The organism is Paenibacillus sp. MAHUQ-45 (genome assembly GCF_058133325.1).
Genome location: NZ_JBYUPV010000020.1, coordinates 34670 through 47723 on the forward strand (window position 1 = coordinate 34670; position 13054 = coordinate 47723).

At 46.9% G+C, this 13054-nt stretch carries 11 protein-coding genes and 1 other annotated feature; all 11 genes read right to left on the reverse strand.

The genetic code is table 11. The features are described from left to right. Positions 1–14: 14 nt before the first annotated feature. A complete protein-coding gene (rpoC, locus tag AC3Y23_RS27610; RefSeq protein ID WP_379205203.1) occupies positions 15–3626 on the reverse strand; it encodes a DNA-directed RNA polymerase subunit beta' in 3612 nt (1203 codons plus the stop codon). Positions 3627–3740: 114 nt separating this feature from the next. Beyond that, positions 3741–7286: a DNA-directed RNA polymerase subunit beta gene (rpoB, locus tag AC3Y23_RS27615; protein WP_379205205.1), complete on the reverse strand. Its 3546-nt coding sequence runs from the start codon at positions 7284–7286 to the stop codon at positions 3741–3743. 422 nt (positions 7287–7708) lie between these two features. Then, positions 7709–8305 (reverse strand): class I SAM-dependent methyltransferase, encoded by a 597-nt coding sequence (locus AC3Y23_RS27620; RefSeq protein WP_379205207.1) that lies wholly within the window; start codon positions 8303–8305, stop codon positions 7709–7711. A gap of 143 nt (positions 8306–8448) precedes the next feature. Next, positions 8449–8808, reverse strand: a complete 360-nt coding sequence (gene rplL, locus AC3Y23_RS27625) for a 50S ribosomal protein L7/L12 (protein ID WP_379205210.1) — start codon at positions 8806–8808, stop codon at positions 8449–8451. 66 nt (positions 8809–8874) lie between these two features. Then, complete coding sequence (rplJ, locus tag AC3Y23_RS27630; protein ID WP_379205212.1) at positions 8875–9378, reverse strand: 50S ribosomal protein L10; 504 nt, start codon at positions 9376–9378, stop codon at positions 8875–8877. A 63-nt stretch (positions 9379–9441) separates the two neighbouring features. After that, positions 9442–9594 (reverse strand) — a sequence feature (ribosomal protein L10 leader region). A gap of 68 nt (positions 9595–9662) precedes the next feature. Further along, positions 9663–10355, reverse strand: a complete 693-nt coding sequence (gene rplA, locus AC3Y23_RS27635; protein WP_175370355.1) for a 50S ribosomal protein L1 — start codon at positions 10353–10355, stop codon at positions 9663–9665. 80 nt (positions 10356–10435) lie between these two features. After that, positions 10436–10861 carry a 50S ribosomal protein L11 gene (gene rplK, locus AC3Y23_RS27640; protein WP_379205215.1) on the reverse strand — a complete coding sequence of 142 codons (426 nt, stop codon included), beginning with the start codon at positions 10859–10861 and terminating at the stop codon, positions 10436–10438. A gap of 75 nt (positions 10862–10936) precedes the next feature. Next, complete coding sequence (gene nusG / locus AC3Y23_RS27645) at positions 10937–11470, reverse strand: transcription termination/antitermination protein NusG (RefSeq protein ID WP_379205217.1); 534 nt, start codon at positions 11468–11470, stop codon at positions 10937–10939. A gap of 21 nt (positions 11471–11491) precedes the next feature. Further along, positions 11492–11683 carry a preprotein translocase subunit SecE gene (gene secE / locus AC3Y23_RS27650; RefSeq protein ID WP_379205219.1) on the reverse strand — a complete coding sequence of 64 codons (192 nt, stop codon included), beginning with the start codon at positions 11681–11683 and terminating at the stop codon, positions 11492–11494. 21 nt (positions 11684–11704) lie between these two features. Continuing rightward, on the reverse strand, positions 11705–11854 hold the full coding sequence (gene rpmG / locus AC3Y23_RS27655) for a 50S ribosomal protein L33 (RefSeq protein WP_076099620.1): 150 nt from the start codon (positions 11852–11854) through the stop codon (positions 11705–11707). A gap of 400 nt (positions 11855–12254) precedes the next feature. After that, on the reverse strand, positions 12255–12899 hold the full coding sequence (gene sigH, locus AC3Y23_RS27660; protein ID WP_066367714.1) for an RNA polymerase sporulation sigma factor SigH: 645 nt from the start codon (positions 12897–12899) through the stop codon (positions 12255–12257). Positions 12900–13054: the final 155 nt, after the last annotated feature.

A 13054-nucleotide genomic window follows, 5' to 3' on the forward strand; every position in this document is an offset into this window, starting at 1 on the left:
CAATGGTTGTTCTATTACTCAGCAGGAACTGTCTCTAAAGATTCCAGTTCTTCTTCTGCATTCGGATCAGAAAGTTTAACGTTGCGGTAACGATTCATACCTGTACCGGCAGGAATCAGCTTACCGATGATAACATTTTCTTTCAGGCCGAGAAGTTTATCCACTTTTCCTTTGATGGCTGCATCTGTAAGCACGCGTGTTGTCTCTTGGAAAGACGCGGCAGACAGGAAGGAGTCCGTCTCAAGGGAAGCCTTGGTAATACCGAGCAGTACCGGCTTGGCAACTGCAGGCTCATTACCCGACAGGATAGCTTCTTTGTTCGCTGCTTCGTATTCATGAATGTCTGCAAACGCACCTGGCAGGAGATTGGTATCCCCGGCATCGATGATGCGGATTTTGCGCAACATTTGTTTGATCATAACTTCAATGTGCTTATCATTGATTTCTACGCCTTGGTTACGATATACACGCTGTACTTCTTGCAGAATGTAGTTCTGTACCCCACGGATACCTTTGATACGCAGCATTTCTTTAGGGTCAATCGAACCGTCGGTCAGCTCATCGCCAGCTTCAATTTCCTGGCCTTCACTAACGCGCAGCCGTGATCCGTAAGTAATGGAGTAAGTTTTGGATTCAGCTTCACCTTGAACTTCGATTTCACGACGGTCTTTGGTTTCACGGATTTCCTTGATTACGCCATCAATCTCACTGATTGTCGCCTGACCTTTAGGGTTACGGGCTTCAAACAACTCCTGGATACGCGGCAAACCTTGTGTGATATCGTCTCCCGCAACGCCCCCGGTATGGAACGTACGCATGGTAAGCTGTGTTCCTGGTTCCCCGATGGATTGGGCAGCGATGATACCAACTGCTTCACCGATTTCCACGTGCTTGCCTGTTGCCAGGTTACGTCCGTAGCACTTCTTGCAGACACCGTGACGGGCACGGCAGCTAAGTACGGAACGAATTTGCAGTTTGGTTACACCAGCATTGACGATTGCTTCCGCTTTGTCAGAATCGATCAGGTCATTGCGGTGTACAATAATTTCCTTAGTTTCCGGATGACGAACGGTCTCGAAGCAGTAACGACCTTCAATACGGTCATACAGATCCTCGATAACTTCTTTACCATCCTGAATACGGCTAACAGTGAACCCTTTATCCGTACCGCAATCTTCTTCGCGAACGATAACATCCTGTGCTACGTCAACGAGACGACGAGTCAAGTAACCGGAGTCCGCTGTACGCAACGCTGTATCGGCCAGACCTTTACGCGCTCCGTGCGTGGAGATAAAGTACTCCAAGACGGTAAGACCTTCACGGAAGTTCGCTTTGATTGGGAGTTCGAAAATTCGTCCGGATGGTGTTGCCATCAGTCCGCGCATACCACCAAGCTGGGTGATCTGCGATTTGTTACCCCGTGCCTTCGAATCAACCATGAGCATAATGGAGTTGTAACGGTCCATTGATTTCAAGAGGATATTCGTAAGCTCGTCTTTGGTTTTCGACCAAATCTCAATGACACGGTCATACCGTTCGTCATTGGTGATCAAACCACGGCGATATTGGTTAGCAACTACATCAACCTTCGCGTCGGAATCCTTCAGAATTTGTGCTTTTTCTTCAGGTACAACAACGTCTGATACGGCAACCGTTACACCGGAACGAGTGGAGTAAGTGAAGCCCAGTTGCTTGATTTTATCCAAAATCACAGATGTTTTGGTCGTATGATAAGTCTCAAAACAACGAGCGATGATAAGCCCAAGATATTCCTTACCTACAGCACCAGCATCTGAAGCATTCATGATGCGCTCGTGGATATCGGCACCTTTTTCATAGATGAAGTACTTATCAGGCGTACCATGAAGCAGGTTTGTTTTGGTTGCTTCGTTAATATAAGGGAAGCTGCTCGGATAGATTTCATTAAAGATAATCTTTCCGACAGTTGTGATCATCAACGCATTTTGTTGCTCTTCAGTAAAGGATGTTTTGTTAAGCGCCTTAACTGGAATAGCAACACGAGCATGCAGACCTGCAGTTCCGCGTTGGTAAGCCGAAACAGCTTCGTTTACGGTGCGCAGAATCATACCGCTGCCCTTTTCTTCCTTGTTGTCCATGGTCAGGTAGTACGTACCAAGGACCATATCCTGGGAAGGTGTAACAACTGGTTTACCGTCTTTAGGGTTAAGAATGTTACCAGATGCCAGCATAAGAATGCGAGCTTCAGCTTGAGCTTCTGCTGACAGAGGTACGTGTACCGCCATTTGGTCACCGTCGAAGTCGGCGTTGTAAGCCGTACATACGAGCGGGTGAAGACGGATAGCATGACCTTCTACCAGAATCGGTTCAAACGCCTGGATACCGAGACGGTGAAGCGTAGGGGCACGGTTAAGCAGAACCGGGTGCTCTCTGATTACTTCTTCAAGCACATCCCATACTTCAGGACTAACGCGCTCAACTTTACGTTTTGCGCTCTTTATGTTGTGGGCAAGCCCTTTATTAACCAATTCTTTCATTACAAATGGCTTGAACAGTTCCAGCGCCATTTTCTTAGGCAGGCCGCATTGGTACATCTTGAGGTACGGACCTACGACGATAACGGAACGTCCGGAGTAGTCAACCCGTTTACCGAGCAAGTTCTGACGGAAACGTCCTTGTTTACCTTTCAGCATGTGGCTGAGGGATTTGAGCGGACGGTTACCAGGACCGGTTACTGGACGGCCACGACGACCATTGTCGATCAGGGCGTCAACTGCTTCCTGAAGCATCCGTTTTTCGTTTTGCACGATAATATCAGGGGCACCAAGATCAAGCAGTCTCTTCAGACGGTTGTTCCGGTTGATTACACGACGGTACAAATCATTCAAGTCAGACGTAGCAAAACGGCCACCATCCAATTGAACCATTGGGCGAAGCTCCGGTGGAATAACCGGGAGCACATCCATGATCATCCAATCAGGTTTGTTGCCGGAGTTGCGGAAAGCCTCGATAACTTCCAGGCGTTTGATAGCCCGGTTGCGGCGTTGGCCTTGAGCCGTACGCAGCTCTTCTTTAAGGAATTCCAATTCCTTGTCGATGTCGATATCTTGAAGAAGCTTTTTGACAGCTTCAGCACCCATACCGGCTTGGAATCCGTAGCCGTATTTCTCACGGTAGCTGCGGTATTCTTTTTCAGACAGCAATTGCTTCTTCTCAAGCGGAGTTTCACCTGGGTCAGTTACAACATAGGAAGCGAAATAGATAATCTCTTCCAGGGATCTTGGCGACATATCCAGTGCCAGCCCCATCCGGCTAGGAATACCTTTGAAGTACCAGATATGCGATACAGGAGCTGCTAATTCGATATGCCCCATACGTTCGCGACGAACTTTCGCACGTGTAACTTCTACGCCACAACGGTCACAGACAACACCCTTATAACGGACGCGTTTGTACTTACCGCAATGACATTCCCAGTCTTTTTGGGGTCCAAAGATACGCTCGCAAAAAAGACCCTCTTTTTCCGGTTTCAATGTACGATAGTTAATGGTTTCCGGTTTTTTAACTTCTCCGCGGGACCAAGAACGAATTTTCTCCGGAGATGCGAGTCCGATTTTCATAAATTCAAAATTGTTAACGTCCAACAAGGAGCAACCCTCCTTAACCTAATCCTGATTTAGTGCCGCTGGCCCTCCCTTGATCATGACAATCAAAAGAGGGCGCGGTCCTTTTGTAATGGAATTCCAACGTTTCGGGATCTATTAATCTACTCCGACTTCTGAGCCTTCCAAGTTGAGGCTGAGCTTGTCGCCTGACGTATCGTCCTCATCATCCAGTTCTTTCATCTCGATCTCCTGCTCATCACCGCTCAGGATTTTAACATCCATACCCAGTGACTGCAGTTCCTTGATCAATACTTTGAACGACTCAGGAACGCCCGGTTCAGGTACGTTCTCGCCTTTGACGATGGATTCGTACGTTTTCACACGACCAACCACGTCATCGGATTTCACAGTCAGAATTTCTTGCAAGGTATAAGCAGCACCGTAAGCTTCAAGCGCCCACACTTCCATCTCCCCGAAGCGCTGACCACCGAACTGAGCTTTACCACCCAGCGGCTGTTGCGTAACGAGAGAGTATGGTCCAGTAGAACGAGCATGAATCTTATCATCAACCATGTGCGCCAGCTTGATCATGTGCATGACGCCAACGGTAACCTCACGCTCGAAGCGTTCACCTGTCCGGCCGTCGTATAGCACGGTCTTACCGTTGCGCTGCATGCCTGCTTCTTCCATCGTGTCGAATACGTCGTTCTCACGTGCACCGTCGAATACCGGCGTTGCGATATGAATACCCAGACGCAAAGCAGCCATACCGATATGCACTTCAAGCACCTGTCCAATATTCATACGGGAAGGGACACCCAGCGGGTTGAGGACAACCTGTACTGGTGTACCGTCCGGCAGGAACGGCATGTCTTCTTCTGGCAGGATACGGGCAACGACACCCTTGTTACCGTGACGTCCGGCCATCTTGTCACCTTCAGAAATCTTACGCTTCTGAGCGATGTACACACGAACCAATTGATTCACACCCGGTGGCAGCTCATCGCCGTTCTCGCGTGTAAATACTTTAACGTCAACGATAATACCATCACTACCGTGAGGAACACGCAAGCTTGTATCACGTACTTCACGCGCCTTCTCACCGAAGATGGCATGTAGCAGGCGTTCTTCAGCCGTAAGTTCCGTTACACCCTTAGGCGTTACTTTACCTACAAGAATATCGCCAGCGCTGATTTCCGCACCGATGCGGATGATGCCGCGCTCGTCAAGATTGCGCAAAGCTTCTTCCCCAACGTTAGGAATATCACGAGTAATTTCCTCAGGTCCGAGCTTCGTGTCACGGGCTTCAGATTCGTATTCTTCGATATGGATCGAAGTGTATACATCCTCTTTAACCAATTTCTCACTCAGCAAGATCGCATCCTCGTAGTTGTAACCTTCCCAAGTCATGAACGCAACGACTACGTTACGACCAAGAGCCAATTCGCCCATTTCTGTGGAAGGTCCGTCTGCCAGGATATCACCTTTCTTAACTACGTCGCCTCTCTTAGCGAGTGGGCGTTGGTTAATACAGGTACCTTGGTTCGAACGCATGAATTTGTGTAATTTATATTTAACGATATCGCCTTTAACTTCTTTGCCTTCGACAGTCTCGACACGACGCAGCCAAATTTCGTTGGCAGAGGAACGCTCGATAACACCGTCATATTTGGAAACGATACATACGCCGGAATCTTTAGCAGATTTATGCTCCATTCCTGTACCCACTAGTGGAGCCTTAGGAATAAGCAATGGAACTGCCTGACGTTGCATGTTGGATCCCATCAGTGCGCGGTTGGAGTCATCGTTCTCCAGGAACGGAATGAGCGCCGTAGCGACCGATACAACCTGTTTAGGCGATACGTCCATGTAATCGACGCGATTACTCGGCATGGATGTAATGTTATCCGAATCTTTGTTGTAACGAACGATAACCATGTCTTCTTTGAAAGAACCGTCTTCTTCCAAAAGAACGTTGGCCTGTGCGACAACGTAGTTGTCCTCTTCATCCGCAGTCAGGTAATCAATTTGCTCAGTGACCTTACCTGTCTTCGGATCAACCCAACGGTACGGAGCTTCAATAAATCCGTATTCGTTGATGCGAGCGAAGGTGGACAAGGAGTTGATCAAACCGATGTTCGGACCTTCCGGCGTTTCAATTGGACACATCCGGCCATAGTGACTGTGATGGACGTCGCGAACTTCAAAGCCCGCGCGTTCCCGCGTAAGACCTCCGGGTCCGAGTGCGGAGAGACGACGTTTGTGTGTCAACTCTGCAAGCGGGTTAGTCTGGTCCATAAACTGGGACAACTGAGAGCTACCGAAGAACTCTTTAATCGATGCGATAACCGGACGAATGTTGATAAGCGCCTGTGGTGTAATCGCATTGGCATCCTGAATGGACATTCTCTCACGTACTACGCGTTCCATACGGGACAAGCCGATACGGAACTGATTCTGCAAGAGTTCGCCGACAGAACGCAGACGACGGTTACCCAAGTGGTCGATATCATCCGTGTTGCCGATACCGTGCAGCAAATTAATAAAATAGCTGATTGAGGAAATAATATCAGCCGGAGTAATATGCTTGACCGCTTTATCGATATTGCCATTGGCAATCAGCTTGATCACCCGTCCATCTTCAATCGGCGAATAAACGTCGATCGTCTGAAGCGGAATATCTTCACTGTCAAGCACTCCGCCAGTTACGCGGTAGTTCTTGTGAGCAACATCTTTCTCAAAATGCGGAATCAGCTCATCAAGCAAACGACGGTCTACCATTTGTCCTGCTTCAGCCAGGATTTCGCCAGTGGCTTCATCTACCAAAGGCTGAGCCAGACGCTGATTGAACAGACGGTTCTTAATGTGCAGCTTTTTGTTGATTTTGTAACGACCTACGTTAGCTAGGTCATAACGTTTTGGATCAAAGAAACGTGCAACCAGCAAGCTCTTAGCATTATCAAGAGTTGGCGGCTCGCCCGGACGAAGACGCTCATAAATTTCGATAAGCGCTTTTTCCGTAGAATCCGTATTGTCTTTATCCAGCGTATTGCGAATATATTCATCATTACCAAGCAATTCCAAAATCTCAGCATCACTGCCGAAACCTAGTGCACGCAGAAGCACGGTAACCGGAATTTTACGGGTCCGGTCAATCCGAACATACATGATGTCCTTCGCGTCGGTTTCAAGCTCTAGCCATGCGCCGCGGTTAGGAATTACTGTAGCGGTGTAGGTTTTCTTGGCGTTCTTATCTACTTTTGTGCTGAAATAGACGCTTGGAGAGCGAACCAACTGGCTGACAATAACCCGTTCCGCACCATTGATAATAAACGTGCCGGTCTCCGTCATCAGCGGGAAATCCCCCATGAACACTTCCTGCTCTTTGACCTCACCGGTTTCCTTATTGATGAGACGCACCTTTACCCGAAGAGGAGCCGCATATGTTACGTCCCGCTCTTTAGCGTCATCAACCGTATATTTCGGTTCACCCAGGCTGTAATCAATGAACTCGAGTACCAAATTGCCTGTGAAATCCTGGATCGGCGAGATGTCCTGAAACATTTCCCGTAATCCCTCTTCCAAAAACCAATCATACGATTTTTGTTGGATCTCGATCAGATTCGGAACCTCGAGAACTTCGTTAATTCTCGCATAGCTTCGCCGAGTGCGTCGACCATACTGAACAAGATGTCCTGCCAACTTTACTCACCCCTCATGTCTACTCACTTAAAAATTGATTGCGAACCCTTGTTTGGAACCGTATAATGGAACCATAACAGCAGGATTCAGCCCTAAATAAAGAAAGGCCCTTATCGAAAATCTTCGAAAAAAGAGCGCATTTATTTACGGCGAAAATACTCCTTATCCAGTAGATTTGCCCAAAACGTACATATTATACGTCAGCAAGCAACAGTTTATGCATTTGTCCTCACGCTCTCGGCTTCGTAATACCACCACAGACATGAAGCACACTTCCGCAAAAACATGCCGTACGGCATGCGCTTGCCGCCGACAATATATCACTTGACATTTCAGCAAACTAAAGACATGGAGCCTATCTTAATACTGACATTTTATAATAATACCACTATCAGTATCTCATGTCAACGACCAAATGCCTTTTATTTTTGAGCCCGCAGAATTCGGTAGCCCTTGTCTTTCCCCACTTCTTCAACTTCCGAGAATAAACTCTCCAGCTTGGTCACTGCCGACGGTGCACCTTGTTTCTTCTGAATGACTACCCACAGGCTTCCGCCTACTTCCAGGTGCTCATAAGCTTCTTCAAAAATTTGATGAACGACTGCTTTTCCCGCCCGAATCGGGGGATTGGTAAGGATCACATCGAATTTCTGGTCCTTCAATACGCTGAGCACGTCGCTTTCCATTACCGTAACATTCCTTATCCCGTTCTGCTGTGCATTCTCGCGCGCCAGTTCAACCGCACGGCTATTGATATCAACCATCGTTACATGTCCCCCAGGGACAAGATGAGCTGCGCTGATTCCAATAGGTCCATACCCACAGCCGACATCAAGCACAGCCGAACCATCCGGGATCTCCATCATTTCTATCAGTACACGGCTACCATAATCAATATCGCCTTTTGAGAAAACACCGGCATCGCTCGTAAAGCTGAGATTCTTCCCTCTGAGAACGGTATTAATCGTGCGTCTGTTATGACGCACTTCGGGCTGCTGCGAATAATAATGCTGCGACATGTAGCTCCTCCCTTTTCCTTAAACCCATTGAATGTACAAGCATTCCCTTTTCATACAGCAAACCCCTTGAACATGTTCAAGGGGTCTTTTGTAAGCCGGAAGGAATGACTTCGCTTCCGAACGCTGTACCTGTTGCTTTAAAACTATTTTACTTCTACTACTGCGCCAGCTTCTTCCAATTTTGCTTTGGTAGCTTCTGCGTCTTCTTTGCTTACTTTTTCTTTGATTGGTTTTGGTGCGTTGTCTACGAGGTCTTTAGCTTCTTTCAAGCCAAGGCCAGTGATTTCACGAACGATCTTGATAACGTTGATTTTGGAAGCACCAGCGCTAGTCAGGATTACGTCGAATTCGCTTTGCTCTTCAACAACAGCTGCTGCTGCGCCACCTACAACAACTGGAGCTGCTGCAGTTACGCCGAATTCTTCTTCAATTGCTTTAACCAGGTCGTTCAGTTCCAATACGCTCATGCCTTTAATTGCTTCCAAGATTGCTTCTTTACTCATGATTGAACCTCCATTTTATATTTAAATTTGTTTGTGTTAATGAATTACACTGCAAAGAGCAAAGGCTTACGCGCTTTGTTCTTCTTTCTCAGCAACAGCTTTAACTGCAAGTGCGAAGTTACGCACAGGAGCTTGAAGCACGCTAAGCAGCATGGACAGCAAACCTTCGCGGGAAGGAAGCTCTGCCAGTGCCTTAATTTGGTCCGCGTCGATGACACGGCCTTCTACTACGCCGCCTTTCAATTTCAAAGCGTCGTTTTTCTTGGCGAACTCGTTCAAGATCTTAGCCGGAGCTACTGCATCAGTTTCACTGAATGCGATCGCTGTAGGACCAGTCAGAACTTCGTCCAACTCAGTCAATTCAGCCGCTGCAGTTGCACGGCGAAGCAATGTGTTCTTCAGGACTTGAAAGTCAACGCCAGCTTCACGAAGCTGCTTACGCAGTTCAGTCACTTGGGAAACGTTCAAACCGCGGTAGTCCGCAACAACAGTAGTTACGCTACCTTTAAACTTAGCAGTAATCACATCTACTGCATCTTGTTTAGCTTGAATTACTTTTGCATTTGCCAATGTATACACCTCCTGAAAATTTATGTGACGGCGTTCCATCCGAGGAATCCGCGCCGTTCCTACGCAGGCATTAGAAAAGCCTCCGCAGAATCACGAAGGCTTGATAAAACGATAGCTACACGGCAAGCCGGGCAACCTCTTGTTTCTATCACAACACCTCGGTAGGAAATTAAGCCTTAGGGCACCTACTGTCTACGGTAAGCATATTCAAGTTCAAGAATGATACCTTAGTTCGTCACAACTGTTATAGATTATCAAAGATGACTGCAAGAGTCAATCCCTAATTATCTGAATGCAGTAGTGTTTACACGAGCGCTTGGTCCCATAGTGGAAGAAATCGAGATACCTTTAAGGTATACACCTTTAGCAGCAGCCGGTTTCGCACGGTTCAAAGCGTCGATCAGAGCTTTAAGGTTGTCATTCAATTTTGCTTCGTCAAAGGACACTTTGCCGATAGGCGCGTGAATTTGACCAGCTTTATCGAGACGGTATTCGATTTTACCGGCTTTGATTTCTTGCACAGCCTTAGTAACATCGAATGTAACTGTACCTGCTTTAGGGTTAGGCATAAGGCCTTTACCACCGAGCAGACGTCCCAGTTTACCGACTTCACTCATCATGTCAGGTGTAGCTACGCAGACATCGAATTCAAACCAGCCTTGTTGGATTTTGTTGATCATATCTTGATCGCCTACAAAATCAGCACCAGCAGCTTCCGCTTCCTTCGCTTTTTCACCTTTTGCAAATACAAGCACGCGTTGTGTTTTACCTGTGCCGTGAGGCAGGACAACAACACCACGAACAGCTTGGTCTTGTTTACGAGGGTCTACGCCCAGACGAACTGCTGCTTCAACGGTTTCGTCGAATTTTGCAGTCGCAGCCTTTTTCACAAGCTCTACAGCTTCTGAAGGCTCGTAAGTCGCTTCGCTGTTAATCAGCTTAGCAGCTTCTTGGTATTTCTTACCGTGTTTAGCCATGAAATGTTCCTCCTTTGTGGTAATAGCGGAATTTCCTCCCACGTATTGCGGTCATAATTGACCAATGCATCGAATACTTATTAGTCTTCGATTGTGATACCCATACTGCGGGCAGTACCTTCAACCATACGCATAGCAGCTTCTACGGAAGCAGCGTTAAGGTCGGGCATTTTTTGCTCAGCAATTTCACGAACCGCTGCGCGGCCCAGCTTAGCAACTTTTTTCTTGTTTGGTTCACCGGATCCTTTTTCTACTTTAGCAGCGATGCGAAGCAGAACGGCAGCCGGAGGAGTTTTGGTGATGAATGTAAAGGAACGGTCTTCAAATACTGAAATTTCAACCGGGATGATCAGGCCAGCCTGGTCAGCAGTACGAGCGTTGAATTCCTTACAGAATGCCATGATGTTGACACCCGCTTGACCAAGCGCCGGACCTACTGGTGGGGCTGGGTTCGCTTTCCCTGCAGGAATTTGCAGTTTCACCATTTTAATAACTTTTTTAGCCATGAGTGACACCTCCTTGCGTCAATAGTGGTCTTCGAACGCATTTAGCGCTCTCCCACAAGAAACCCTTGCGTTTTGTTATATTTTCTCCACTTGAGTGAAATCCAACTCCAGCGGGGTTTCCCGTCCAAACATGTTAACGTGTACCTTAACTTTACTCTTGTCAGCCAAAATTTCTTCCACGGAGCCCACAAAATTCGCAAATGGACCAACCATAATACGTACGGATTCCTTGATTTCGAAATCAATCTTCGCTTTAGGTTCAACCATACCCATATGCTTCAGAATTTGTTCTACCTCTTCTGGAAGCAGCGGTGTAGGTTTGGAACCCGAGCCTGTCGAACCAACAAATCCAGTAACGCCCGGTGTATTGCGAACAACATACCAGGAATCATCAGTCTGAATCATTTCCACCAAAACATAACCAGGGTAAACTTTACGCATGACAGTTTTTTTCTTGCCATCCTTGTTTACCAGTTCTTCTTCCATAGGAACAAGAACACGGAATATTTTGTCTTCCATGCCCATGGACTCAACGCGCTTTTCCAAATTGGCTTTGACCTTATTCTCATACCCAGAATAGGTATGAACGACATACCATCTTTTTTCCATACCAAGCCACCTGGAACCTCTCTAAATAATCGCTTCAATCACAGCGGAAATACCGATGTCCAGAACCCAGAAGTAAATAGCGACAACTATAATTGTACCAACAACGATCAATGTATAGTTCTTCAATTCCTTACGACTAGGCCAGCGAACTTTTTTGAGTTCACTCCAGCTTTCAGTGAAAAAGGAAAACATAGACTTGAAACTACGTTTCACGCCGACTACACCTCCCAAAGACTATCTGGTTTCGCGATGAGGAGTTTGCGAGTTACAATACTTGCAAAATTTCTTCATCTCCATGCGGTCGGGGTGATTTCGCTTGTTTTTGGTTGTCGCATAGTTTCTTTGTTTGCAACTTGTACAAGCCAAAGTGATAATTACCCGCATGATGTGCACCTCCCGAAGACGTCCTTCTAACGGTAAAATTAGAAGACGCAAAATTGATCCTAAAAAATGCCGCGAATTTAGGCCTACCTAAAACACTTTAGCATAATGTCAAGGCCTGTGTCAACGAAAGAATTGCCCTTCTGCACTGGGTATTTCCGGGTGTTATCGTCACGTGTTGTACCCTGCCTTTGGTCTTGTCTTTTCCACTGGTTATCGCTGTCATCCTTATCATTATGGAGCATTCCGACTGCGAATAAACCTGTCTGCACGGCATTCTAGCATTTTGCTGCAAAAGTTAAGAATCTTCCGTTCCGGTAACTATAACAAAATAATCAACCGGAAATTAAAATCCCACTAAAAAAAGACTCGTTTACCCGAGTCTCTCCTGTCCATTATATCATCAATTGTCACGCACTTCCAGATATCTTTCCAATTTACGCTTCACTCGCTGTAAAGCATTATCGATCGACTTCACATGTCGCTTCAAGTCCTCGGCAATTTCCTGATAGGAGCGGCCATCCAGATAGAGCATCAGCACTTTACGCTCCAGATCACTAAGGATCTCCGCCATCTTGTCTTCCAGCCCGATGAATTCCTCCTGATTAATAATCAGCTCTTCGGGATCAAGCACCTGAGACCCACAGATCACATCCATCAGTGTCCGGTCGGAGTCTTCATCATAAATGGGCTTGTCCAAAGATACGTAAGAATTGAGCGGAATATGCTTCTGACGAGTTGCCGTCTTGATCGCAGTAATAATCTGTCTAGTGATGCACAGCTCTGCAAAAGCCTTGAAAGAAGAAAGCTTGTCTCCCTTGAAATCACGAATGGCCTTGTACAGACCGATCATGCCTTCCTGGACAATATCTTCGCGGTCAGCCCCGATCAAAAAGTAGGAACGCGCTTTGGCACGTACAAAATTACGGTATTTGTTAATCAAATGCTCCAATGCGCCACTGTCGCCACCACGGAAAGCCTCGACAATATCTTCATCGCTTATGAAATCATACTCAGACAGCATTATTTCCTTGAGGTCGACACTCACCAAGAATCCCCCCGGCTGCAACGCAAGACACATCGTTACTTCGCGAAATATACGAACAGTATATATTATGTTACCTAAAAACGTCAACCGAAGTTTCCCCAAAATCAATCATGAATAGCATAATATGGGTTTACAATGACATATCCGGGTCAATT